Here is a 25,069-nt window from a genome sequence, read left to right on the forward strand (position 1 = left end):
ACTCCATTATTTGCTTCTATCTATAGAGGAAGAACACTTACCACCGAAAACGCAGCTGAGCCTGAGGTTCAGGTGCTGCGGGTGCCTGGGCACCCTCTGCCACCGGCGGCTGAACAGCAGCTTCGCCCGCAGGCACTTCCTGCAACTTGGCCAGGCTCAACTGGGTACGCAACTGATCAGCACTGCCGTTGACGCGGTACACAATGCGAGTGCCGTCGACCAACTGCGGCTGACCACCAAAAGGTTCGAGCAGATGGCCCAGTGCAGCGTAGCGTTCCAGGTTCATGCCCTGCACTTCGAGCAATTGCTCACTGCTCACGCCGGGCTTGACCGCAAAACGTGGCGCCAGCTTTTGGCTGACAGCGAGCAATACGGCGTCGGCCACGGCAGCGGTGTCGGCGCCTTGGGCGGTGCCCTGCTCAGTTTTGTCGCCCAGCCACAGGCGCCATTTGGCGTGCCACTGATTGCCTTCCTGACGGGCGTGCACCGCGAGCAACGCGTCGGCCCCGTAGCGCTCGGAGGCTGCACGCAGTGGCGTGGCATCGGCGCTTTCCAGATTCGGCGCAGTGGCGACGACCTGTTCATCCAGATCACCCAACGGCAGGCGCAACGGCAAACCCCGGTGTTGCGCGGCACGGCGAAGGGCACCGGCAACGGCTTGACCATCACCCACCAGGCTGCTGCCTTCGGTGGAGTCGTTCAGCCACCAGCCGAGAATCGACGGCCGATTACTGCCCCAGATCGACAGGCCCGCTGCACGCAGGGCGCGATCGGTGCTCACCGGGTCGAAATCCACCTGCAGGCTCTCGGGTGGGCCAGCGTCGTAGCCATATTGGCTGATGATTTGCTGCGGATCTTTGCGAATTGCCGCCAGGCCCGGGCCTTCGGCGGCTTTGGCGTCGCCGGTCAGGCGGATCACCAGGGTTTGCACGGCTCGCTGGGTCGCTTGGTCGCGCTCTTGGGGCGACTGGCTGCTGACCGGTTCAAGCACTTGATACAGGCCATTGAGGGTTTCGGCATGACTCGCCAGGCTGACCAACGACAAGCAGCCTACAAAGAAGAATTTACACAGACGCATGGAAGATTCCCGAACGACAAATTTAGCGGCTGGAACAGACCGCGTGAACCCGGCTTGCCAGGCTGTGACCACAGCAGCCGGTAAAACATTCACAGGGTCGCGGTAAGTTTTCGTACTGTCATAACGATAGCGGGTTAAAGGCTATACCTTAATACGCGCCATCACAGAGACGATTAGCAATTTTTTAACCGTGCTTTTTAACCTTTATGGCCCTGCCCGTCGGCCCGAGGATGGCCGCTGCCCCTCAAGCCTGATAAAATCGCGCGCCTTCGCAGACCGTCAACGGCTGGGCCTCTTCACGAAAGCCTTCGCCAGCTCGGTCGTTACCCAGAAATCCCCCCTAAAGGCCTGGATCATGAGCAAGCAACCCTCCCTGAGCTACAAGGACGCCGGTGTAGACATCGACGCCGGTGAAGCATTGGTCGAACGCATCAAGAGCGTCGCCAAGCGCACTGCGCGCCCCGAAGTCATGGGCGGCCTGGGCGGTTTTGGCGCCCTCTGCGAAATCCCGGCCGGCTACAAACAGCCTGTGCTGGTCTCCGGCACCGACGGCGTGGGCACCAAGCTGCGCCTGGCCTTGAACCTGAACAAGCACGACAGCATCGGCATCGACCTGGTTGCCATGTGCGTCAACGACCTGGTGGTGTGCGGCGCCGAGCCACTGTTCTTCCTCGACTACTACGCCACCGGCAAGCTCAACGTCGAGACCGCGACTCAGGTCGTGACCGGCATTGGCGCGGGCTGCGAACTGTCGGGTTGCTCCCTGGTCGGCGGCGAAACCGCTGAAATGCCAGGCATGTACGAAGGCGAAGACTACGACCTGGCCGGTTTCTGCGTCGGCGTTGTCGAAAAATCCGAAATCATCGACGGTTCCAAAGTCGCTGCCGGTGACGCCCTGCTCGCGCTGCCATCCTCGGGCCCGCACTCCAACGGCTACTCGCTGATCCGCAAGATCATCGAAGTGTCCGGCGCCGACATCGAGAACATCCAACTCGACGGCAAGCCGCTGACCGACCTGCTGATGGCCCCGACACGCATCTACGTCAAACCACTGCTCAAGCTGATCAAGGACACTGGCGCCGTCAAAGCCATGGCCCACATCACTGGCGGCGGCCTGCTGGACAACATCCCGCGCGTCCTGCCAAAAGGCGCCCAGGCGATTGTCGACGTGGCCAGCTGGCAGCGTCCTGCGGTATTCGACTGGCTGCAAGAGAAAGGCAACGTCAACGAGACCGAAATGCACCGCGTGCTGAACTGCGGCGTCGGCATGGTCATCTGCGTGGCTCAAGAGCATGTTGAAGCGGCGCTGAACGTTCTGCGTGAAGCGGGCGAGCAGCCTTGGGTCATCGGCCAGATCGCGACTGCCCCGGAAGGCGCAGCTCAGGTTGAACTGAAGAACCTCAAGGCTCATTGATGTCTCAGACCTGTGATGTCGTGGTGCTGCTTTCCGGCACCGGCAGTAACTTGCAGGCCCTGATCGACAGCACGCGCACCGGCGACAGCCCGGTGCGCATCGCTGCGGTGATCTCCAATCGCAGCGACGCCTACGGCCTGCAACGCGCCAGGGACGCGGGCATTGAAACCCGCTCCCTGGATCACAAGGCTTTCGAAGGCCGCGAGGCCTTCGACAGCGCCTTGATCGAACTGATCGACGCCTTCAACCCCAAACTCGTGGTCCTCGCCGGCTTCATGCGCATTCTGAGCGCCAATTTCGTGCGGCACTACGAAGGGCGCCTGCTCAATATCCACCCTTCCCTGCTCCCCAAGTACAAAGGCATGCACACGCACCAGCGTGCGCTTGAGGCTGGCGACAGCGAGCACGGCTGCAGCGTGCACTTTGTGACCGAGGAACTCGATGGCGGCCCTCTGGTCGTACAGGCAGTGGTTCCGGTAGAGTCTGCAGATTCAGCGCAGACACTTGCGCAACGGGTTCACACCCAGGAACACAGGATTTACCCGCTGGCTGTTCGCTGGTTTGCCGAGGGGCGGTTGATTCTTGGCGATCACGGTGCATTATTGGACGGCCAATTACTTGCGGCCAGCGGCCACTTGATTCGAACCTAGGAGATTTTATGCGTCGCGCCTTGCTCTTCGCTTTTGCGCTGTTCGCCTTGCCTGCCGTGCAAGCAGCAGACCTTCACCCTTTCTCCGCCAGCTACACCGCCGACTGGAAACAGTTGCCCATGAGTGGTTCGGCCGAACGCAGCCTGACCAAGAATGACAATGGCACCTGGACCTTGAACTTCAAGGCTTCCATGATGATCGCCAGCCTCACCGAAACCAGCGTGATCCTGTTCGACAAGGACGCACTGCAACCCAAGAGCTACAGCTTCGAACGCGGCGGCCTGGGCAAGGCGAAGAAGATCAACCTGGATTTCGACCACGCGGCCAACAAGGTCACCGGCTTCGAAAACAAGGACCCGGTCAACGTCACGCTCGAAAGTGGCATGCTCGACAAATCGACTTATCAGCTTGCCCTGCAGCGCGACGTCGCCGCCGGCAAGAAAAGCATGAGCTACCGCGTGGTCGAAGGCACCGACGTCGATACTTATGACTTTCGCGTGATCGGCCCGGAAAAGGTCCAGACCAAAGCCGGCGCCATTGATGCGATCAAGGTTGAGCGCGTGCGCGACCCTTCCCAGAGCAAGCGCATCACCCAGATGTGGTTTGCCAAGGACTGGGGCGGCATCCTGGTTGCCCTGCGTCAGGTGGAAACCGACGGCAAGGAATACAACATCATGCTGCTGGACGGCACCGTTGACGGCAAGGCTGTCAAAGGCAGCTGATCGGCTGATGAGCTGAAAAACGGGCCTCGCTGAATGCGGGGCTTTTTTTCGCCTGCAGGTTGTGTGTTGGAGCGTCTACCGCTATCGCAGGCAAGCCAGCTCCCACACTGGAATGCATTTCAACGGTGGGAGCTGGCTTGCCTGCGATGGCGTTGGAGTGGGCAGAACAAGGCTAAAGACCAAGAAGAACATGAAACTTTTGTCATAAAACCCAGGCCCCTGCGACGCAATGTCGCGGATTACGGGGCCTGCGGGATAGTTGCAATTTGTGCAACGAATTGTTGCGTGCAAAATCGGTTTACTTAGCAAGCTAACAAAACATATAAAAGAGGCCTGCGACGACTTGCCGCAGATCAACCAGAGATTGGAGCAAGCAGATGACTGTAAAAGTAACTGAACGCGACGATGCACACATGTCTCACGAAGCACTGGGCCATGGGATTCACATCTGGGATGTCCACCAACAAGACCAACTGGTCGGCATGTTCCACAACGAGAACGAAGCCCACAATTATAAAAACGAGCTCGAATCTCTAGAGATGAAACGCCAGGCACAAAGCTCCTGAATACTGAAATCCGCTAGGCCCCCAGCCCCACGCAGCCAGGGTGCCTATAAACACAAACCCCGCCTTTTGAGCGGGGTTTGTGTTTATAGGCTTTGGCGTTGGGCGTGCCTGGCACGCCCGATTGTTTTAACGCCTTACCACATCAGATCATCCGGGATCTGGTACGCGGCGTATGGATCGTCCTCATCCGGCACCTGGCTTTCGGTGAGGATATTGAGCTGCACGATACGCTCCGGCGCACGCTCCAGAATCTTCAGCGCCGCCTCACGCGGGATCACCTCGTAACCGCCGCCATGGTGCACGATTGCCAGGGAGCCGTTGCTCAGCTTGTTGCGCATCAGCGTGTTGACCGACAGGCGCTTGACCTTCTTGTCATCCACGAAGTTGTAGTAGTCCTCGGTGGTCAGCTTGGGCAGGCGCGAGGTCTCGATCAATTGTTTGACCTGGGCCGTACGGGCCTTGGCCTCGGCTTTTTCCTGCTGCTGGCGGTTCAGCTCCTGGTCGCGCTTGACCTTCTCGGCGTGCGCCTCGGCGGCCAGGCGTGCCTGGGTGTCGTCCACTTCGGCTTGACCCTTGTGGACCAGGCGCTGCTGCTTCTGTTTCTCTTTGCCGACCTGCTTGGCCTGCTTTTGGTTGACCAGACCTGCTTTAAGCAACTGGTCGCGAAGGGAAAGGCTCATGGTGCTTACTCACTTAGGCAACTGCTTAACCGCAGCTGGACAGATTCTTTTCCTGGCGTTTGGCCTCACCCCACAGGGCGTCCAACTCTTCGAGGGTGCAATCTTCTATGGATTGATGCGTATCGCGCAATGCCTGTTCGATAAATCGGAAACGTCGTTCGAACTTGGCATTGGCGCCACGCAACGCAGCTTCCGGGTCAACCTTCAGATGCCGGGCCAGGTTGACCGCTGCAAACAGCAGGTCACCGACTTCATCGGCAATCGCCACCGGGTCGTTATCGGCCATGGCTTCGAGCACTTCATCCAGCTCTTCGCGCACGTTGTCCACCACCGGCAAAGCGGCGGGCCAGTCAAAGCCGACCTGGCTGGCGCGCTTTTGCAATTTGGCGGCGCGCGACAGCGACGGCAACGCCGTGGGCACGTCATCGAGCAGGGACAGCTGCTGTGGCGCGTCGGACTTTTCCGCGCGCTCCTCAGCCTTGATCTGCTCCCAACGCTCCTTGACCTGCTCTTCACTCAGCTGAGGAATATCCAGCGGCGCATACAGATCACCCGTGGGGAATACGTGAGGATGGCGGCGAATCAACTTGCGTGTAATGCTGTCGATCACCCCGGCAAATTCAAAACGCCCCTCCTCCCGCGCCAACTGGCTGTAATACACCACCTGAAACAACAGGTCGCCCAGTTCGCCTTGCAGGTGATCAAAGTCGCCGCGCTCGATGGCATCAGCGACTTCGTAGGCTTCTTCCAGGGTGTGCGGGACGATGGTTGCGTAGGTTTGCTTGATGTCCCACGGGCACCCGTACTTTGGGTCTCGCAGGCGGTTCATCAGGTGCAGCAGGTCTTCAAGTGAATACATCAGTCAATCTCTGTCCGCGTTCAGTGGGAGCTGGCTTGCCTGCGATGCAGGCGACTGGGTGTAGCTGGCAGACCCAGGCGATGCTATCGCAGGCAAGCCAGCTCCCACATAAAACTGCCCCACATTTTCAGTCCGCGCTCATCCAGCTGCTCATGGTGTGCGATTACGCCGCGTCTCAATGATGTTCGGCAACTGGGAAATCCGCCCCAGCAACCGACCCAGCGCGTCCAGGCCCGGAATCTCGATGGTCAGAGACATCAACGCCGTGTTGTCCTCTTTGTTCGAGCGGGTATTGACCGCCAGCACGTTGATCCGCTCATTGAGCAGCACTTGCGACACGTCACGCAGCAAGCCGGAACGGTCGTAGGCGCGAATGATGATGTCCACCGGGTAAGTGAGCACCGGCACCGGGCCCCAGCTGACCTGGATGATCCGCTCCGGCTCGCGCCCGCCCAGTTGCAGCACCGAGGCGCAATCCTGGCGGTGAATGCTTACGCCACGGCCCTGGGTGATGTAACCGACGATCGCGTCGCCCGGCAACGGCTGGCAGCAGCCGGCCATTTGCGTCATCAGGTTGCCCACGCCCTGAATCTGGATATCGCCGCGCTTGCCCGGTTTGTAGCCGGTGGCTTTGCGCGGGATCAGCTCCAGCTGCTCGCTGCCGCGCTCTGGCTCGACCAGTTGCTGCGCCAGGTTGACCAGTTGCGCCAGGCGCAAGTCGCCGGCGCCAAGGGCTGCGAACATGTCCTCGGCAATCTTCATGTTGGCTTTTTCGGCCAACTTGTCGAAGTCCACCTGCGGCAGGCCCAGACGCGCCAGCTCGCGTTCGAGCAAGGTTTTACCGGCCGCGACGTTCTGGTCGCGCGCCTGCAATTTGAACCAGTGGACGATCTTCGCCCGTGCCCGCGATGTGGTGATGTAGCCCAGGTTCGGGTTCAGCCAGTCGCGGCTCGGCGTACCGTGCTTGCTGGTGATGATCTCGACCTGTTCACCGGTCTGCAGGCTGTAGTTGAGCGGCACGATGCGCCCGTTGATCTTGGCGCCCCGGCAGTTGTGACCGATTTCGGTGTGCACGCGGTAGGCAAAGTCCAGGGGCGTGGCGCCCTTGGGCAAGTCGATGGCGTGGCCGTCGGGGGTGAAGATATAAACGCGGTCGGGCTCGATATCCACCCGCAGCTGTTCGGCAAGGCCGCCGATGTCGCCGAGTTCTTCGTGCCACTCGAGCACTTGGCGCAGCCAGGAGATTTTCTCTTCGTACTGGTTGGACCCGGCCTTGACGTCGGTGCCCTTGTAGCGCCAGTGCGCGCACACCCCAAGTTCAGCCTCTTCGTGCATGGCGTGGGTGCGGATCTGCACCTCCAGCACCTTGCCCTCAGGGCCGATCACCGCAGTGTGCAGCGAGCGATAGCCGTTTTCCTTGGGGTTGGCGATGTAGTCGTCGAACTCCTTGGGAATGTGCCGCCACAAGGTGTGGACGATACCCAGCGCGGTGTAGCAGTCGCGCATTTCCGGCACCAGCACGCGCACGGCGCGTACGTCGTAGATCTGGCTGAAGGCCAGGCCCTTGCGCTGCATTTTGCGCCAGATCGAATAGATGTGTTTGGCGCGGCCGCTGATGTCGGCGTCAACGCCGGTGGCCTGCAACTCGGAACGCAACTGGCCCATCACGTCGGTGATAAAGCGCTCACGGTCGAGCCGCCGCTCATGCAGCAGCGTCGCAATCTGTTTGTATTGATCGGGCTCGAGGTAGCGAAAGGACAAGTCCTCCAGCTCCCACTTGATATGGCCGATGCCCAAGCGATGCGCCAGCGGCGCGTAGATGTCGAAGACTTCGCGGGCCACCCGGTTGCGCTTTTCGTCGTCGGCGGTCTTCACCGCACGGATCGCGCAGGTGCGTTCAGCCAGCTTGATCAGCGCAACGCGTACGTCGTCGACCATCGCCACCAGCATTTTGCGCAGGTTCTCGACCTGGCCCTGGGTGCCCAGCACCATCGACTGGCGCGGGCTGAGGCTGGCACTGATAGCCGCCATGCGCAGCACGCCGTCGATCAGTTTGGCCACGACCGCGCCGAAACGCTGGCTGACCGTTGGCAACGGGATGTGCCCTTCACGCACGCCGCGATAGAGCACGGCGGCGATCAGCGAATCCTGGTCGAGCTTGAGATCGGCGAGGATCTCGGCGATTTCCAACCCGGTGCGAAAGCTTGACGTGCCCTCCGCCCAGAGGTTTTTGGCCGCATTGTCTTGTTGTTCAGACTCACGAGCGAACTCGCAGGCTGCTTTCAAGGCTTCACGGTCCAGTGCCGGGTCGACACTGACGGCATGATCCAGCCATGCCTCGAGATTGATACTGCCGTCGGTGTTGATCGGCTGGTGTGCTCTCACCTGTACCATCTTGCTTACCTTCCCTACGACGCACCTTTAATGCGCCAAAAATCATCGCTGACCTGCTTTACCTGAATAAAGCTTACACACACTCCCTGGCAGGTCACGGCCTTGGAGAATGCAGGCCAGTCGGATTAAACGGGCATCCTAGCCCGCTTCAAATAACGCCATGGCCTCGACATGCGCGGTTTGCGGAAACATGTCGAGGATCCCGGCACGTTTTAGCCGGTAGCCCTGCTTGACCAACTCAACCGTGTCCCGCGCCAGCGTGGCCGGGTTGCAGGACACATACACCAGACGCTTGGCCTTAAGGGTCGCGAGCTTGCGCACAACCTCCAGGGCACCATCACGGGGTGGGTCCAAGAGTACCGCAGAAAAGCCCTGTTTGGCCCACTCCGCGTCAGTCAAAGGCTGGGATAAATCGGCCTGAAAAAACTGCACATTATGCAAATTGTTGCTGACGGCATTCTGCGCCGCCCGGTCCACCATGGTCTGCACGCCTTCTACCGCGACCACTTCACGCACTTGCCGGGCCAGTGGCAAAGCGAAGTTGCCCAGCCCGCAGAACAAATCCAGTACCCGCTCGTCGGGCTGTGGCGCCAGCCATTCCAGGGCCTGAGCGACCATCGCGGCGTTGACGCCGGCGTTGACCTGCACAAAATCCCCGGGCCGATAAGCCAACTCCAAATCCCACTGTTCCAACCGATAACCCAACGCCGAATCCATCTCGACCGGCTCCGGCTGGCCCTCGCCATGCAGCCACAACTGCGCGTCATGGAAGGTGCAAAATTCCTGCAGGATCAGCAGGTCTGCCTCGGACAACGGCGCCATATGCCGCAGCAGCACGGCAATCGACGAGCCGCTGAACAACTCCACATGCCCCAGCGCCTGCGGTTTGCTCAGGCGGCGCAGCATGTTCGGCAAACGCTGCATGATCGGTTGCAAGGCTTGTACCAGCACGGGGCAATCATCGATGGCGACGATGTCCTGGCTGGCCACGGCGCGAAAACCCACTTCAAGCTTTTTCGCCTTGGCATCCCAGCGTACGGCCACACGGGCGCGTCGGCGGTAGCCGAATTCCGGACCACTCAAAGGTGCGGCCCATACCTGCGGTTCGACACCGGCGACGCGTGACAGTTGTTCGGCGAGCATGCGCTGTTTCAGGGCAAGTTGTTCGGCGTGGGGCAAGTGCTGCACGCTGCAACCGCCGCAGCGGCCAAAATGGGCGCAGGGTGCCGGACGGCGCAGCTCGCTGGCCGTGAACACGCGCTCGGTGCGGGCTTCGACCACTTTGCCGTGGGCGCCCAATACCCGTGCTTCGACCTCTTCGCCGGCGAGCGCGCCATTTACAAACCAGGTGCGGCCTTCAAAAAACACAATGCCGCGGCCGTCGTTGGCCAGGCGCTCAATGGTCAGGCGCTGCTTCTTGCCTACCGGAATTTGCGGGGCCCGGCTGCCGCCCGTCGGTTGAAAGCGCAGGCCTCTCTCGTGCTTGGCCATCAGTTGGGTTCGTCGAAAATGCCGGTCGACAAGTAACGGTCGCCTCGGTCACAGATGATCGCAACGATCACTGCGTTTTCCACTTCCTTGGACAAACGCAACATACCGGCCACGGCGCCGCCGGAGGACACGCCGCAGAAAATGCCTTCTTCACGCGCCAGGCGGCGGGTGGTGTCCTCGGCTTCGCGCTGGGCCATATCGATGATGCGATCCACGCGCGTCGCGTTGTAGATCTTCGGCAGGTACTCTTCGGGCCAACGGCGAATGCCGGGGATAGCTGCGCCTTCCATCGGTTGCAGGCCAACGATCTGGATCGCCGGGTTCTGCTCCTTGAGGTAGCGCGAGTTGCCCATGATGGTGCCGGTGGTGCCCATCGAGCTGACGAAATGGGTGATGGTGCCCTGGGTCTGACGCCAGATTTCCGGACCGGTGGTGGTGTAGTGCGCCTCCGGGTTATCACCGTTGGCAAATTGGTCGAGCACCACGCCACGGCCTTCGGCGGCCATGCGCTCGGCGAGGTCGCGGGCGCCTTCCATGCCTTCTTCCTGGGTGACCAGGATCAGCTGGGCGCCGTAGGCGGTCATTGCCGCCTTGCGTTCGGCGCTGCCGTTGTCGGGCATGATCAATACCATCTTGTAACCCTTGATGGCCGCGGCCATGGCCAGGGCGATGCCGGTGTTACCCGAGGTGGCTTCGATCAGGGTGTCGCCGGGCTTGATCTGCCCGCGCAGTTCAGCGCGGGCAATCATCGACAGCGCCGGGCGGTCCTTGACGGACCCGGCCGGGTTGTTTCCTTCGAGCTTGAGCAACAGGGTATTGCTGGTTTCACCCGCCATGCGTTGCAAGCGGACCAGGGGCGTGTTGCCGACGCAATCGGCGATTGTAGGGTACTGCAAGGTCATGGCGTATTCGCAATCCAGACTGCGGGGGCGAACATCATACCGGGAAAGGCTGGCGGGCCATATCACGCAAAGTATGGTGCTTATGGCTTATAGGAATAAGCGAGTAGTGTGTGGCCTGTAAGGGCGCTATCGCGGGCAAGCCAGCTCCCACAGGTATCCGCGATCATTGTGGGAGCGGGCTTGCCTGCAAAGGACGCACCTTGGTGAACCGGCTACCCCAACTGCCCGTCGCCATGATTTTTACGAAACACCTCTTCTCCCATCGCAGCAATCTGCCCCTCAATAAGCGCCTCAAACGGTTTGAGCAATGCATCAAAAGACGCCGGCGCCTCCAGCACCTGCAATGCCTGCACAATCGCCTCCACCGTCGACAACGCACCTGGCCCGGGCGCCTTGCGCAGCCGGTAGCGGGACACCGCACCCTCGGCCAGGGTCACTCGAGGCAAGGCCGCCAGTAGCGGATTGAGGTGCAACAATTTGCGCGCCTTGCGCCAAGTACCGTCAGGCACCACCAGCAGCATAGGTTCGTCAGTCGGGGTATAGGCCTGTAAAGGCTGCGCATCCTCAGCGGGAAACAACAACCGCGCCTGGTAGCCCGGCGGGTTCAATAAGGTCGGCAAATCCTCAAACACCTCGCCCACCACCAATTGCGCATTGTTCAACCCCAACGCTGCCAGCCGCGCGGTATTGAGCGCATGGTTGACCTCACTCGGGTGCTGCAACAGCAACACGCGGGTGCGGCTGTCGAGACTGGGGATCAGCGCACACAGGCAATAGGTGACAGGCCGCAGGCAGCGGGAGCATTGGGGTCGGGACATGGTTTCAGGCCTGGTTGAGCTGTGCTTTGAGTAAATCGCGGAAGGTCTGGATCAGCGGCTCGCGGCTACGGCCCCGGCGCATGATCATCGAAAATGGCGCCTGATAGCCGAAGGTCGCCGGCAACAATACGCGCAGGTCGCCCTTGTCGGCCCAGGCCTGGGCGTAATGCTCGGGCAGGTAGCCGATGTAGGCGCCGGACAGCACCAGAATCAACTGAGCTTCCATACTTTCCACCGTTGCCGCGCTGTGTTTGAAGCCGTGGCGCGCCAGTTCAGCCTGGCTCCAGTAACCGCGCCCGACCATGCGCTGTTGGGTGATCACTTGTTCGGGGATGCGCCGTTCGTTGAACAACGGATGGCGGGTGCTGCAATACAACCAGTGTTGCTCGCGGTACAGCGGCATGTAGATCAGCCCGCTCATGCGGTTGGAAAAGGCGCCAATGGCCAAATCCAGACGATTGTCCTGCACACCCAGTTGCAGTTCGTAAGGGCTCATCACCGAGAGGTGCAAATGCACGGCCGGGTGTTCCTGGCTGTAGGCGCCGATCACCTCTGCGAACGGCAGCGCCTTGTCGCTGACGGTGGAGTCGAGCACGCCCAGCTTCAGTGTGCCGCGCAACTCGCCTTTGAGCGCTGCAGCGTATTGCTCGAAGCCTTCCAATTCGCCCAGGAGGCGCAGGGTTTCCTGATGGAACAGCTCGCCCTTGCTGGTCAGGCTGAACCCGCCGCGCCCGCGATGGCACAGCACCAGGCCCAACGCCGACTCCAGCTGGCTCATATAAGTGCTGATGGCCGACGTTGACAGGTTGAGTTCGTGCTGGGCGTTGGCAAACCCCTGGTGGCGCACGACGCTGACGAAGATGCGCAGGAGTTTCAGGTCGGGCAAGGCGTTGGCCATGGGTTCTCCAGATTCAGCGAATGCACGCGATCCCATTGTGGGAGCTGGCTTGCCTGCGATGGCGGCGTATCAAAAAAAGCTATGTGGCTGACCCTCCGCTATCGCAGGCAAGCCAGCTCCCACACTGGGCCGGGGCTCGACAGAAAGGATCGATTGCGCCCAACACAGGCCGGTGAGTTTACCTCAGGCATTAGTTTAGAAATATCTGAACTAAGTATTTGCCCCTGCCGATTCTTCCCGCCCTGGGCTTTTCGCAGAATCGGCCCCTAATAAACAAAACAACGATGAGGCAATCCCGTGGACAAGATTTTTCACCAACCACTGGGCGGCAACGAAATGCCGCGCTTCGCCGGCATCGCCACCATGATGCGACTTCCCCACCTGCAAACGGCCAAAGGCCTGGATGCCGCCTTTGTCGGCGTACCCCTGGACATCGGCACCTCGCTGCGCGCCGGCACCCGTTTCGGGCCGCGGGAAATCCGCGCCGAATCGGTGATGATCCGCCCTTACAACATGGCCACCGGCGCCGCACCGTTCGACTCCCTGTCGGTTGCCGACATCGGCGACGTGGCGATTAACACCTTCAACCTGCTCGACGCCGTGCGCATCATCGAAGAAGCCTACGATGAGATCCTCGAGCACAACGTGATCCCGATGACCCTGGGCGGCGACCACACCATCACCCTGCCGATCCTGCGGGCGATCCACAAGAAACACGGCAAGGTCGGGCTGGTGCACATCGATGCCCACGCCGACGTCAACGATCATATGTTCGGCGAGAAAATCGCCCACGGCACCACCTTCCGCCGCGCGGTGGAAGAAGGCCTGCTCGATTGCGATCGCGTCGTACAAATCGGCCTGCGCGCCCAGGGCTACACCGCCGAAGACTTCAACTGGAGCCGCAAACAGGGCTTCCGCGTGGTCCAGGCTGAAGAATGCTGGCACCACTCGCTCGCGCCATTGATGGCCGAAGTGCGTGAAAAAGTCGGCGGCGGCCCGGTGTATTTGAGCTTCGACATCGACGGCATCGACCCAGCCTGGGCACCGGGCACCGGCACGCCGGAAATCGGCGGGCTGACCACCATCCAGGCGATCGAGATCATCCGTGGTTGCCAGGGCCTCGACCTGATTGGTTGCGATCTGGTAGAAGTTTCGCCGCCTTACGACACCACCGGCAACACCTCGCTGCTTGGCGCCAACCTGCTGTACGAGATGCTCTGCGTACTGCCCGGCGTGGCGCATCGCTGATGAGCACGCACGAGGTGCTGCAAGCCGCGGCCGACCTGGTCTCGGCCTTCGCCCGCAATGACCGCGCCGCCTACTTCGGCGCGTTCACGGCCGATGCCAGCTTTGTGTTCTACACCCTCCCCCAGCCGCTGCTCAGCCGCGATGCCTACCAGGCGTTGTGGGACAGCTGGCGCCAGGACGAGGGGTTTGAGGTGCTGTCCTGCACTTCAAGCAACGCCTTTGTCAGCCTGCAAGATGATGTGGCGATTTTTATGCATGACGTGGCCACCGAGCTGCGCATGAACGGGGAGCAATTTTTTAGCCAGGAACGCGAGACCATTGTCTTCACACGACAAGGGTCTGGCACACAACAAAAACAAGGCCTGTGGCTGGCCTGTCACGAACATTTGTCCGCTATGCCGGAAGGGCTGCCGCCCCCTTAGCCAATGTGATCGGAGCTGATCATGAATAATAAAAACAACGATAAAAGTATTCGAACGATAGAAACCAACGGGGTCGAGCAGATCCCGGACCACGAACGTACTGCCGGGCCCAAGGATCTGTTCCGACTGATCTTCGGCGGTGCCAACACCTTTGCCACCGCCGTGCTGGGTTCGTTTCCGGTGCTGTTCGGTTTGTCGTTCCAGGCCGGCGTCTGGGCGATTGTGCTGGGCGTGCTGGTGGGCGCGCTGATCCTGGCGCCGATGGGCCTGTTCGGGCCGATCAATGGCACCAACAATGCCGTGTCGTCCGGTGCGCACTTTGGTGTGCACGGGCGCATTGTCGGCTCGTTTCTGTCGCTGCTGACGGCGATTGCCTTCTTCTCACTGTCGGTGTGGAGTTCAGGCGATGCGTTGGTCGGCGGTGCGAAACGGCTGATCGGCCTGCCGGAAACCGACCTGACGCTGGGCCTGGCCTACGGCCTGTTCGCCTTGCTTGTGCTCACCGTGTGCATCTATGGATTTCGCTTCATGCTGTGGGTCAACCGCATCGCGGTGTGGGCGGCGAGCCTGCTGTTCCTGCTGGGCATCTTCGCGTTTGCGCCGGCCTTCGACAGCCACTTCGCCGGCACCGTCGGGCTCGGCCAGAGCGGCTTTTGGGCGGCCTTTATCGGTGCTGCGCTGGTGGCCATGAGCAATCCGATTTCCTTCGGTGCATTCCTCGGTGACTGGTCGCGCTACATCCCGCGTGAGACGCCGAAAATGCGCATCATGCTGGCGGTCGTACTGGCTCAGATCGCTACGTTGATCCCGTTTCTGTTCGGCCTGGCCACCGCGACCATCGTGGCGATCAAGGCACCGGACTACATTGCGGCGAACAACTACGTCGGTGGTTTGCTGGCGGTGGCGCCCACTTGGTTCTTCCTGCCGGTGTGCCTGATCGCGGTGATCGGCGGCATGTCCACTGGCACCACCTCGCTGTATGGCACCGGCCTGGACATGTCCAGCGTGTTTCCGCGCCTGCTGTCACGGGTCAAGGCCACGCTGCTGATCGGCGTGATGTCGATTGCCTTCATCTTTATCGGACGTTTCGCCGCCAACCTGGTGCAGAGCGTGTCGACTTTCGCCGTGCTGATCATCACCTGCACCACGCCCTGGATGGTGATGATGATCATCGGCCTGATCGTGCGCCGCGGCTTCTACTGCCCGGACGACTTGCAGGTATTCACTCGCGGTGAAACCGGCGGGCGCTACTGGTTCAGCCATGGCTGGAACTGGCGCGGGCTGGGGGCCTGGATCCCGAGTGCGCTGGTGGGTTTGTGCTTCGTCAATTTGCCAGGGCAGTTTGTCGGGCCGCTGGGCAACCTGGCCGACGGCATCGATATCAGCCTGCCGGTGACGCTGGGGCTGGCCTCGGTGGTGTACCTGAGTTTGCTTCGCCTGTTCCCGGAACCAGCGGCTGTTTATGGCCCCCAGGGGCCGCTTCGCAGCCTAACGGGAGCAAGCTCCCTCGCCACAAAAAGCGCCTCAATAGCCTAAAAAAATAATCGGAGACCCGCCGTCATGGCTTTGGATTTATTCGTCGTACTCATCTACGCCGCCGGCATGCTCGTGCTCGGCTATTACGGCATGCGCCGCGCCAAGACCCACGAAGACTACCTGGTGGCCGGCCGCAATCTGGGCCCGTCGCTGTACATGGGCACCATGGCCGCCACGGTATTGGGCGGTGCATCCACCGTCGGCACCGTGCGCCTGGGTTATGTGCATGGCATCTCGGGCTTCTGGCTGTGTGCTGCGCTGGGGGCCGGGATCATCGCGTTGAACCTGTTCCTGGCCAAACCGCTGCTCAAGCTTAAGATCTTCACCGTCACCCAGGTCCTGGAAAAACGCTACAACCCCATGGCCCGCCAAGCGAGCGCGGTGATCATGCTTGCCTACGCGTTAATGATCGGCGTGACCTCGATTCTGGCCATCGGCACCGTGCTGCAAGTGCTGTTCGGCCTGCCGTTCTGGGTCTCGGTGCTGCTGGGCGGTGGCGTGGTGGTGGTGTATTCGACCATCGGCGGCATGTGGTCGCTGACGCTTACCGACATTGTGCAATTTGTGATCAAGACCGTCGGCCTGATGTTTATCCTGCTGCCGATCTGCCTGTACCGCGTCGGCGGCTGGGACCAACTGGTGGCCAAGCTGCCGGCGTCGAACTTCAGCTTCACCGAAATCGGCTGGGACACGATCATCACCTACTTCATGATCTACTTTTTCGGCATCCTCATCGGTCAGGACATCTGGCAACGGGTGTTCACTGCCCGTGACGAAAAGGTCGCGCAGTACGCAGGCACCTTCGCCGGCTTCTACTGCATCCTCTACGGCCTGGCCTGCGCGCTGATCGGCATGGCTGCTCATGTGCTGTTGCCGAATCTGGATAACGTCAACAATGCCTTCGCCGCGATCGTCAAAGCGTCGTTGCCTGACGGCATTCGCGGGCTGGTGATCGCCGCCGCACTGGCCGCGATGATGTCCACCGCCAGCGCCGGCTTGCTTGCCGCCTCCACCGTATTGACCGAAGACCTGCTGCCGCGTTTGCGCGGTGGCAAGCAATCGAGCCTGAACATCAACCGCTTGTTCACGATGCTGACGGGCATTGCCGTGCTGGGTATCGCCCTGGTGGTCAACGATGTGATCAGCGCCCTGACCCTCGCCTACAACTTGTTGGTGGGTGGCATGCTGATCCCGCTGATGGGGGCGATTTTCTGGAAGCGGGCGACGACCTCGGGGGCGATCGCGTCCATGGCCCTGGGCTTTGTGACGGCACTGGTGTTCATGTTCAAGGATGGCTTGGACGCGAACACGCCGATCTACTACAGCCTGGCGGTTGGATTGGTGAGTTTTGTAGGCGTGAGTCTGTTGTCGCGGCGCCCGCAGGCTGCGGCGGCCAGGGCAATTTAAGGCAGCACAGGCATCAGAGCGGTTTCTTCAGCGGGTGCGACGTCGGATGTCGCACCCGTTTTTTTTCCTGCCACACACAACGGTGGGAGCGAGCTTGCTTACGAACGTGGTGTATCAGCCAACATTTGCGTTGACTGACAGACCGCCTTCGCGAGCAAGCTCGCTCCCACCTGTTGAATCCTGTTGGAACCCGGGCTTATCTGCGACGGGGCCGGCGCTGCTCGTCATCCGTGCGAATCGGCACCGGTTGCAGCGGAGGCTCGATCAGTCCGAGCGCGACGCCAACGTCATGGAGCCAGTTTTGGATTTTCTCTTTCATGGTTGCCCCCTTTGCGGGTAATGCGGGTCGGCGCGAGTTTTGTCGCCTTTTCCTACAGTGATAGTAGTACTAAGTCCTACGTAATGCTTGAACGAAACCACAACGAACTATTACTGAATTGATTCAAATCCTGACGGATCGTTCAAGCAATCGCGCGCGTGTCCTGCAATAACTCGGCTTTGCCTTCCTGCTGCAGGTCAATCCATGCATTGAGGTTAGCGCCGAGCATACCCTTTCGCCACATCAGCCAGGTCGTTGCAGTAGCAAAAGGCCCCGTCAGGGGATGAACGGACACGCTGTCCTTGCCTGGCAAGCTTTCCAGCATGGATTCAGACATCAATGCCACACCGGAACCGGCAATCACGCAGGCGAGCATGCCCTGATAGGACTCAATCTCGATGGCCCGGCCCATGGCCACGCGCTCGTGGGAAAACCAGGTCTCCAGGCGCGTGCGGTACGCGCAACTGCGGCGAAAGGTGAACACCGAGCGCCCCGCTACATCCTGCGGCCCGCGCACGGGCGGGTGATCAGCCTCGCAGATCAACACCAGGCGCTCTTCGCACAGTGGCACACCGTCCAGGGTGGCGATGGTCAGCGGGCCATCGACCAATGCCGCATCCAGACGCCCAGTGATCAAGCCTTCCAACAGTTCACCGCTGGGCGCCGACTGCACTTGCAGGTTCACCATCGGATAGGCCTTGTGATAGCGCGCCAACAACCTCGGCAAATGAATCGCGGCAGTGCTGTACATGCTGCCCAACACAAAATCGCCGGCCGGTTGCCCGCCCTGAACGGCGCCGTGGGCTTCATCGTGCAGCGCGATCAGACGGGTGCTGTAGTCCAGCAGCACTTTGCCGGCGGGAGAAAGCTGCAAGCGTTGACGCTCGCGCACAAACAGCTCCACGCCCAGCTGCTCTTCCATTTGCTTGAGCCGTGTCGACAGGTTCGACGGCACACGGTGCAAGCGCTCGGCCGCGCGGGTGATGGAGCCCTCTTCTGCCACGGCCTGGAAAATCCGCAATTGACTGAACTCCATACCTTTCTCCAAAACTGAACAAGTTACTCACTATTATTCATTTTTACAGAAAGTCAATTCGCTTTAGCCTGAAGGTCTTCGCGTGCTTGCAGGAAACCACAACATGTCGCCGCTGATTCGCTTACTCGCCAGCTTTGTCGCCCTGATGATGGCCATGGGCATTGGACGCTTCGCCCTCACACCGCAGATGCCGCATCTGCTGAGCGAAGGGCAGATCGACCTGACCGGCGCAGGCCTGATCGCCGCCGCCAATTACCTGGGCTACTTCGTTGGCGCGGTGGATTCGATCTTCGCCCGCAGCCACCACCACGTGCGGGGGCGGATGTACGGCGGGTTGTGGCTGTGCGTACTGCTGACGCTGGCGTCGTATTGGGCGCAAGGGTTTTGGCCGCACCTGCTGCTGCGCTTCGGCACGGGTGTCGCGAGTGCCTGGGCGTTGGTGATGATCACCAGTTTGAGCCAACCGCTGGCAATTGCCGCCGGCCGTCCACGCTTGGGAGCCCTGGTATTCGCCGGGCCAGGGCTGGGGATTTTGCTCACCGGTCTACTGGCTTTGGGCTCGAACCTGCTGGGACAAAGTTCGGCCTCACTGTGGCTGGTGTATGGCGTGGTGGCGTTGGTCATGCTGCTGGCTATCCTGCCGTTCTTGCCTCAGCCGATGCCCGCCGTCGCACACACTGCCAGTGCAGGCAGCAATCAAAGCATTGCGCACCTGTGCTGGATCTACTTTCTGTACGGTCTGGGCTACATCATCCCGGCGACCTTTCTGTCGCAGATGGCCAGCGCGCAATTCAACGGCGCCTGGCAGGCGGATCTGTTCTGGCCATGCTTTGGTCTGGCGGCTGCCGTTGGCGTGGTCGGGGTGAGCTTGCGCCGCAATAACACGCACACCACCCGCCGCTGGCTGATGACCACCTTGTGGCTGCAAGCGACCGGCGTGTTTGCCTGCTTGCTGGGCAACGGCTGGGGCCTGGCGCTGGGCGTTTTGCTGTGCGGTACGCCGTTCCTGGCGTGCATGATGCTGGTGATGCAACGCCTGCGTGAGGTCGCGCCCCACGGCTATCAGCGCAGCACCGGGCTGCTGACCGCCAGCTTCGCCATCGGTCAATTGAGCGGCCCGCTGCTGGCCTCGGTGAGCAGCCACCTGAGTGGCGGCCTGCAACCGGCCCTGGTGATTGCCGGCGCAGGCCTGCTGGTGGCCGGCGCGCTGCTGCTGCGCCCTACTGTCTCACTCAGCCAGCCACCAGTGGCGCCGGTACGCGAACCTGTTCTCGCCGCGCCAGCACCAGGAATAACAGCCCACCCAGCAAGCACCCGGTAAACCAGGCGAAGTTGGCCATGCCCTGCAACGCCGGGGTGAAGGTGATCGCGACGCCCGCCAGCGTCGCCGGCACCAAGGCTTTGACCGCGGTCCAGTTCACGCCGCCGTCGAAGTAATAGCGCCCGTTTGGGCTGTCATCGAACAACGCGTCCACATCGATCTTCTGTTTTTTGATCAGGTAGAAGTCCACCAACAGGATGCCGAACAACGGCCCGATACACGCCGCGAGGATGTCCAGCGTGTAGTGAATCATCAGCGGGTTGTTGAACAGGTTCCACGGGGTGATGAAGATCGACGCCACCGCCGCAATCATCCCACCGGCGCGCCAGCTGATTTTGCTCGGCGCGACGTTGGCAAAATCAAACGCCGGCGAGACGAAGTTGGCGACGATATTGATGCCGATGGTGGCGGTCACGAAGGCAAACGCGCCGAGCAGCACGGCCATGCTGTTGTCGATACGCGAAACGGTGGCAATCGGGTCATGCAGCATTTCGCCAAACACCGGCAAGGTGCCCGAAACGATAACGACGGTGACCAGTGAGAACGCCAGGAAATTCACCGGCAGCCCCCAGAAATTACCGCGACGCACGTCGTGCATGCTGCGGCAGTAGCGGCTGAAATCGCCGAAATTCAGCGTTGGCCCGGAGAAATAGGACACCACCAGCGCCGTCGCCACGATCACCTGCCCAAAAGTCTGCCAGCCCGAGAGGGATTTTTCCGCCAGGGTAAAGCTGATATTCGCCCAGCCGGCCTTCCACACAATCCAGCCGGCCAGGGCAAACATCACCGCGTAGACCACCGGCCCCGCCCAGTCGATAAAGCGCCGGATGGATTCCATCCCAGCCCAGAATACGGCGGCTTGCAATACCCATAAGGTGAGGAAACTGAACCAGCCCAAGTAGGACAGGCCTGCAAAATGCGGCTCTGCATATACCGCCATCTGCGGGAAAAAACGCAGCACCACGATGATCAGGGCACTCGAGGCCAGATACGTTTGAATCCCGTACCAGGCCACCGCGATCAGGCCGCGAATCACCGCCGGAATATTTGCTCCGAACACGCCAAAGGCCAGCCGGCAGATGACCGGATACGGCACCGCCGCTTGCTGGCTCGGCTTGGCGACAAGGTTGGCAATCAACTGCACGATACAAATACCCGCCAGCAAGGCGATCAGCACCTGCCAACTGGCCAGCCCAAGCGCGAACAAGCTGGCGGCAAACACGTAGCCGCCGACGCTGTGCACGTCACTCATCCAAAAGGCGAAGATGTTGTACCAGGTCCACTTTTGCGGCAGCGGACCCAGGTCCTGGTTGTACAGGCGCGGGCTATAGCCTTTGGGCAATTGTTCGGTCATCGCTTGGCTCCTCGAAATACCGGCCTGCGCTGCCGTAACGGTGTGCATACGGGAGGCGGCCTGGTTTGTATACGAGGTGTTCAGCAGAATGCGTGCCAATGGCACACAATCCCTCTGGAACGGTGCTCCAAAGGGATTTAGGAAGCGCTAAAGGATGGGGCTGCGCTCAGCAACGGTGCACGTGGATCCTGTACACAATCAGCGTTGCACCCGATGTGCACACAGGTACCCAACCGTGCAGCAAATAGCAGTCAGGACGGTACCCCAAGCCATATCCATGAGCGCCAATTCAGCGGACCAGCCCTGCAGCGTCGCCCAATTGCTCAGGTCATACGTGCCGTAGGCCACCAGACCAAGCAGGGCTCCCAACCGCGCTGCGCGCTGCCAACTGCCGCTCGGCAGGACCACAAACACCACACACCCGATGGCATACAGCAGGTAGAACACCACGGCGGGGAACAGGCGCGGCTGATCGAGCATCAGCGAGCCAAGCAGGGATTTGTAGGTCGGGCCCATGAGGACGCCGAGCCAGAGGCCGTCGAGCACCAGAAACGCAAGCAAGGTGCCGAGGTAAGCGAACAGGGTTTTCTTGGACATTGAAGCGACCTCTGCTGGAGCTGGCTTGCCAGTGCTGGCCTCCCTCAGGACGCCACGAAAACCACTGGCCTCGTCGCCGGCGAGCCGGCTCCTACAGAAGAACAAAGCGCACTCAGCTTAGTTCAATGCGATCCGCGTGAATCACAATCTGACCTTGCTTGTAGAGCGCACCAATGGCCTTTTTAAAGTTGCCTTTGCTGACGCCGAACAAGTTGCTGATCACCGCCGGGTCGCTTTTGTCGCTGACCGGCAGAGTGCCGTTGTTTTCACGCAACTTGGCAAGAATCTTCGAGTTCAGGCTGGAGGCCGCTTCCTGCCCAACCGGCTGCAGGCTCAGGCTGATGTTGCCATCGGCGCGAATCTCTTTGATGAAGCCTTTCTCTTCCTTGCCCGGGCGCAGGAACTTGAACACTTCGTTTTTGTGGATCAGGCCCCAGTGCTTGTTGTTGATGATTGCCTTGAAGCCCATGTCGGTGGCTTCGGCCACCAGCAAGTCGACTTCCTGGCCCACCTGGTAGTTGGCCGGTGTCTTGTCCAGATAGCGATCCAGCCGCGCGGTGGCGGTGATGCGCTTGGTGTGCTTGTCGAGGTAGACGTGCACCACGCAGTATTCGCCGGCGGTCAGCTGACGTTTTTCTTCTGAATACGGCAGTAACAGATCCTTGGGCAAACCCCAATCGAGGAATACACCGATGCTGTTGACTTCGACGACTTTCAAACTGGCGAATTCGCCGACTTGAACTTTCGGCTTTTCAGTCGTTGCGATAAGTTTGTCGTCGCTGTCCAAGTAAATGAAAACGTTAAGCCAGTCTTCATCTTCACTGGGAATATCTTTCGGGATATACCGATTGGGCAAGAGGATTTCGCCATCTTGCGCACCGTCCAGGTACAAACCAAAGTTAGTGTGTTTTACCACTTGCAAGCTGTTGTAGCGCCCGACTAAAGCCATTTCCAAATACCCTCGTTACGTGGGCGGCATTCTACCCGAGTTGCGCCCGGCACGCGCGCGCACCTGAAAAATCGCGGGCTGGCGTGGCGTTCCAGTGGCACCGCCCCACTCGTCAGATCAGATCCTTGAATTTTGCCGCCAGCCAGGCACTGATTCCTCAAGTGGTTTCGAATTAAAACAGTAAGTTAGGCGACTATTTCACCGACAAACTTCGATAATTACCGCCTGACCCAACAATTCCCAGGGGATATTTGCCAAGCAATTGTCAAGTATTTCCTGTACGATGCCTGGCCAAGTTAATTTTCTACAGGTTAGTGGCCGCCATGCGCGTAAAAGCATCCAACAGCAAAGCAAAGCCAGCTCCAGCCGTTGAAACCAGCGAATCGATCAACAGCCAGATTGCTGCGTTCCTCAAGTCCGGCGGCGAAATCCAGCAAATTGCCAAGGGCGTCAGCGGCCAGACTTTCGGTCCGTCCAAGCAAATCAGCCTGGGCAAAAAGTAAAACCCGCGCAACATCCGCCCGCGTTGCACCTAGTCCCTAAGCGTCTTGCCCTCAAGGCGCCAGGACTAGAGCTCGAAATACCCTCTGTGCATCACCCTGCAGTGCGCTAATCGACGAACGGGCCTCACCTTCAGGCGTTCGCCAGTATGCTTGCACACGTCTAGTACGGGCATCTGCCCGATTTCCTCTGTCACTGCTCCTCGCTTTTCATGGAGTGAAGCATGCTCAAGCCCTGCTTTTTTCTGATAACTGCCCTTGCGGCAACCCCTTTAGCGCAAGCGCAGGTTTTCCAGCGTGAACTGGGCGATTTCGACCTGAAACTGGGCACGACGCCAAGCCGCAGCATGGCCCAAGGCCTGGTAAAGCCGACTGCCCCCGGCAGCGACTCATTTCACGGCGGGCTGGACCTGAGCCATGACAGCGGCCTGTATATCGGCCAGTTCTCACCGAATATGGGGCTGTCGTCGGCCAATAACCTTGAAGTCGATTCCTACCTGGGTTTCAAACGTCCCTTCGACAAAACACTGGGCTACGAAGTCGGCTTGATTCACTACAGCTATCCCAAGCTCAGCCCTCTGGACAGCCAGGAGTTTTACGGCGGCCTGAACCTGCTGGGCAATCGCTTCGGCGTCTCCTTCAGCAACGACCCTGATCGCCAGGACAGCACGTTGTTTGCCGACCTCGGCGGCACGCAGCCTTTCGGCATCGGCGTCAGCGTGAAGTACACCACCCATCAGTTGGGCACCCCGGCTTCGGTGGAAGGCGGCTCGATCAGCAGCTTCAGCGATTGGTCGGTGCAGTTCTCCCGCGCGTGGAAAGGCATCGACCTGGACCTGATCTACAGCGATTCCAGCCTCAGCGGTGGCGATTGCTCGGCCTACTCCGGACACAATTCGCAATGCGACGGCCTGTTGACCTTGAAGGCGGCGCGGTCGTTTTATTGACGGGCTGAACTGTCGCACCTCGCTCAGGTTCACATGCATTAACCCTCTCTGCGCAAGGACTCGCCCATGCTGCGTCGGCTTAAATTACTGGTGGTATTGCTGACCCTGAGCCTGGTGCTCGCCGGCTGCAATCGCGTGGGCCTGGCCTACCGCAATCTGGACGTCATTATCCCCTGGACCCTCAACGACTACTTGGACATGAACGCCGGACAGAAGAGCTGGTTCAACGACACACTCAAGGACCACCTGGCCTGGCATTGCACCACACAATTGCCGGGCTACCTGGACTGGCTTGATCGCCTGCAACAGATGGTCGACAACAATCAGGTCACCGACGCCGCACTGCAAACCCGTACCGTCGAGGCCAAACAGGCGATAGCCGAGGTGGCGCGGGAAATCACGCCGTCAGCCATCCAATTGCTGCAAGGGCTGGATGACCAGCAGGTCAAGGAAATGAGTGACGCCCTGGCCAAGGACCTGCGCAAGCGCCAGGACGAATACCTCAAGCCGCCCTTGGCGCAGCAGATCAAGGAGCGCGCGCAACGCATGAGCAAACGCCTGGACGCCTGGATCGGCCCGCTCAGTGACAGCCAGCAGAACCGTGTGACGGCCTGGTCTACCGCTTTGGGCGAACAGAATCAGGAATGGATCGGCAACCGCGCCCGCTGGCAGGCGCAATTCATCGCTGCGGTGCAGCAGCGCAAAAGCGCGGACTTCCCGCAGAAGATGCAGCAATTATTGGTGGATCGCGAAAGTCTGTGGACCCCGGAATACAAGGCTGCCTATGCGCGGACGGAAACGGCGGCGCGCAGTCTGATTGTCGACCTGATGGCGGAAAGTACGCCGCAGCAGCGCATGAAACTGACGGAAAAAATTGACGGTGTGCGCAGCGATTTCAAAGCCCTCAAATGCCTGAAGGCTACCGCCAACTGATGTTGGCAAGGGGGACAAGTCCCCCTCG

The 25,069-nt window shown here is 60.3% G+C and carries 25 protein-coding genes; 12 read left to right on the plus strand and 13 right to left on the minus strand.

Annotated features, from left to right (window positions below; all coding sequences use genetic code 11):
- Positions 1-37 precede the first annotated feature (37 nt).
- Positions 38-1,078, minus strand: coding sequence for a DUF2066 domain-containing protein (locus tag ACP7B3_RS06535; protein ID WP_426178452.1), 1,041 nt, complete (start codon positions 1,076-1,078; stop codon positions 38-40).
- A gap of 355 nt (positions 1,079-1,433) precedes the next feature.
- On the opposite strand from ACP7B3_RS06535, the gene purM reads away from it, so the two are divergent.
- The 4 genes from purM (at position 1,434) to ACP7B3_RS06555 (ending at position 4,430) form a co-directional block, all read left to right on the plus strand.
- On the plus strand, positions 1,434-2,492 hold the full coding sequence (purM, locus tag ACP7B3_RS06540) for a phosphoribosylformylglycinamidine cyclo-ligase (protein ID WP_145158963.1): 1,059 nt from the start codon (positions 1,434-1,436) through the stop codon (positions 2,490-2,492).
- Positions 2,492-3,142 (plus strand): phosphoribosylglycinamide formyltransferase, encoded by a 651-nt coding sequence (gene purN / locus ACP7B3_RS06545; RefSeq protein WP_145158965.1) that lies wholly within the window; start codon positions 2,492-2,494, stop codon positions 3,140-3,142. Before purM ends, purN begins: the two co-directional genes overlap by 1 nt.
- An 8-nt stretch (positions 3,143-3,150) precedes the next feature.
- Positions 3,151-3,864 (plus strand): DUF3108 domain-containing protein, encoded by a 714-nt coding sequence (locus tag ACP7B3_RS06550; protein WP_106576404.1) that lies wholly within the window; start codon positions 3,151-3,153, stop codon positions 3,862-3,864.
- Positions 3,865-4,241: 377 nt separating this feature from the next.
- Positions 4,242-4,430: a hypothetical protein gene (locus tag ACP7B3_RS06555; RefSeq protein ID WP_145158967.1), complete on the plus strand. Its 189-nt coding sequence runs from the start codon at positions 4,242-4,244 to the stop codon at positions 4,428-4,430.
- A 134-nt stretch (positions 4,431-4,564) separates the two neighbouring features.
- On the opposite strand, the gene ACP7B3_RS06560 is transcribed toward ACP7B3_RS06555, so the two are convergent.
- The 7 genes from ACP7B3_RS06560 to ACP7B3_RS06590 form a co-directional block, all read right to left on the minus strand.
- Positions 4,565-5,110 (minus strand): DUF2058 domain-containing protein, encoded by a 546-nt coding sequence (locus ACP7B3_RS06560; protein ID WP_426178453.1) that lies wholly within the window; start codon positions 5,108-5,110, stop codon positions 4,565-4,567.
- 25 nt (positions 5,111-5,135) lie between these two features.
- On the minus strand, positions 5,136-5,969 hold the full coding sequence (gene mazG, locus ACP7B3_RS06565) for a nucleoside triphosphate pyrophosphohydrolase (RefSeq protein ID WP_426178454.1): 834 nt from the start codon (positions 5,967-5,969) through the stop codon (positions 5,136-5,138).
- A gap of 150 nt (positions 5,970-6,119) precedes the next feature.
- The gene (gene relA, locus ACP7B3_RS06570; protein ID WP_017134872.1) at positions 6,120-8,363 is read right to left on the minus strand and encodes a GTP diphosphokinase; all 2,244 of its coding nucleotides are present in this window, start codon (positions 8,361-8,363) and stop codon (positions 6,120-6,122) included.
- A 138-nt stretch (positions 8,364-8,501) separates the two neighbouring features.
- Entirely contained in the window at positions 8,502-9,854 is a 1,353-nt protein-coding gene (rlmD, locus tag ACP7B3_RS06575; RefSeq protein WP_426178455.1) for a 23S rRNA (uracil(1939)-C(5))-methyltransferase RlmD, read from the minus strand.
- Complete coding sequence (gene cysM, locus ACP7B3_RS06580; protein WP_145158973.1) at positions 9,854-10,756, minus strand: cysteine synthase CysM; 903 nt, start codon at positions 10,754-10,756, stop codon at positions 9,854-9,856. The genes rlmD and cysM overlap by 1 nt, the downstream gene beginning before the upstream one ends.
- Before the next feature lie 212 nt (positions 10,757-10,968).
- Entirely contained in the window at positions 10,969-11,574 is a 606-nt protein-coding gene (locus tag ACP7B3_RS06585) for a tRNA-uridine aminocarboxypropyltransferase (RefSeq protein ID WP_426178456.1), read from the minus strand.
- A gap of 4 nt (positions 11,575-11,578) precedes the next feature.
- On the minus strand, positions 11,579-12,472 hold the full coding sequence (locus ACP7B3_RS06590) for a LysR family transcriptional regulator (RefSeq protein WP_049712094.1): 894 nt from the start codon (positions 12,470-12,472) through the stop codon (positions 11,579-11,581).
- 297 nt (positions 12,473-12,769) lie between these two features.
- Here ACP7B3_RS06590 and speB point away from each other — a divergent pair, with 297 nt between their 5' ends.
- From speB to ACP7B3_RS06610, 4 genes are read left to right on the plus strand one after another with little or no spacing between them, the layout of a single operon-like run.
- Entirely contained in the window at positions 12,770-13,720 is a 951-nt protein-coding gene (speB, locus tag ACP7B3_RS06595; protein WP_064453522.1) for an agmatinase, read from the plus strand.
- Entirely contained in the window at positions 13,720-14,142 is a 423-nt protein-coding gene (locus tag ACP7B3_RS06600; protein WP_426178457.1) for a YybH family protein, read from the plus strand. The genes speB and ACP7B3_RS06600 overlap by 1 nt, the downstream gene beginning before the upstream one ends.
- Before the next feature lie 21 nt (positions 14,143-14,163).
- Entirely contained in the window at positions 14,164-15,678 is a 1,515-nt protein-coding gene (locus ACP7B3_RS06605; protein ID WP_145158979.1) for a purine-cytosine permease family protein, read from the plus strand.
- 24 nt (positions 15,679-15,702) lie between these two features.
- Positions 15,703-17,085 (plus strand): sodium:solute symporter, encoded by a 1,383-nt coding sequence (locus tag ACP7B3_RS06610; RefSeq protein ID WP_106576395.1) that lies wholly within the window; start codon positions 15,703-15,705, stop codon positions 17,083-17,085.
- A gap of 196 nt (positions 17,086-17,281) precedes the next feature.
- On the opposite strand, the gene ACP7B3_RS06615 is transcribed toward ACP7B3_RS06610, so the two are convergent.
- Together ACP7B3_RS06615 and ptrR are read right to left on the minus strand one after the other, a co-directional pair.
- Positions 17,282-17,404, minus strand: coding sequence for a PA1414 family protein (locus tag ACP7B3_RS06615; protein WP_256347311.1), 123 nt, complete (start codon positions 17,402-17,404; stop codon positions 17,282-17,284).
- 142 nt (positions 17,405-17,546) lie between these two features.
- Positions 17,547-18,440, minus strand: a complete 894-nt coding sequence (ptrR, locus tag ACP7B3_RS06620) for a putrescine utilization regulator PtrR (RefSeq protein ID WP_119742222.1) — start codon at positions 18,438-18,440, stop codon at positions 17,547-17,549.
- Positions 18,441-18,543: 103 nt separating this feature from the next.
- Between ptrR and ACP7B3_RS06625 the strand changes: the two genes are divergently transcribed.
- Complete coding sequence (locus ACP7B3_RS06625) at positions 18,544-19,761, plus strand: MFS transporter (RefSeq protein WP_426178458.1); 1,218 nt, start codon at positions 18,544-18,546, stop codon at positions 19,759-19,761.
- On the opposite strand, the gene ACP7B3_RS06630 is transcribed toward ACP7B3_RS06625, so the two are convergent.
- The 3 genes from ACP7B3_RS06630 to ACP7B3_RS06640 all read right to left on the minus strand — a co-directional run bounded on the left by ACP7B3_RS06630 (position 19,673) and on the right by ACP7B3_RS06640 (position 22,661).
- On the minus strand, positions 19,673-21,115 hold the full coding sequence (locus ACP7B3_RS06630) for an NCS1 family nucleobase:cation symporter-1 (protein ID WP_426178459.1): 1,443 nt from the start codon (positions 21,113-21,115) through the stop codon (positions 19,673-19,675). The two genes, ACP7B3_RS06625 and ACP7B3_RS06630, sit on opposite strands and share 89 nt — an antisense overlap.
- A 198-nt stretch (positions 21,116-21,313) precedes the next feature.
- On the minus strand, positions 21,314-21,712 hold the full coding sequence (locus ACP7B3_RS06635; protein WP_242195716.1) for a DUF2177 family protein: 399 nt from the start codon (positions 21,710-21,712) through the stop codon (positions 21,314-21,316).
- A gap of 112 nt (positions 21,713-21,824) precedes the next feature.
- Positions 21,825-22,661, minus strand: a complete 837-nt coding sequence (locus ACP7B3_RS06640) for a CvfB family protein (RefSeq protein ID WP_017134857.1) — start codon at positions 22,659-22,661, stop codon at positions 21,825-21,827.
- Positions 22,662-22,984: 323 nt separating this feature from the next.
- Here ACP7B3_RS06640 and ACP7B3_RS06645 point away from each other — a divergent pair, with 323 nt between their 5' ends.
- From ACP7B3_RS06645 to ACP7B3_RS06655, 3 genes are all read left to right on the plus strand, one after another.
- A complete protein-coding gene (locus ACP7B3_RS06645; RefSeq protein ID WP_003193095.1) occupies positions 22,985-23,164 on the plus strand; it encodes a hypothetical protein in 180 nt (59 codons plus the stop codon).
- 221 nt (positions 23,165-23,385) lie between these two features.
- Positions 23,386-24,108, plus strand: a complete 723-nt coding sequence (locus tag ACP7B3_RS06650) for a TorF family putative porin (protein ID WP_145158989.1) — start codon at positions 23,386-23,388, stop codon at positions 24,106-24,108.
- Between the two features lie 66 nt (positions 24,109-24,174).
- Entirely contained in the window at positions 24,175-25,041 is an 867-nt protein-coding gene (locus ACP7B3_RS06655) for a DUF6279 family lipoprotein (protein WP_426178460.1), read from the plus strand.
- Positions 25,042-25,069 lie beyond the last annotated feature (28 nt).

Source organism: Pseudomonas sp. TWRC1-2 (assembly GCF_049896685.1).
Classification (GTDB): Bacteria; Pseudomonadota; Gammaproteobacteria; order Pseudomonadales; family Pseudomonadaceae; genus Aquipseudomonas.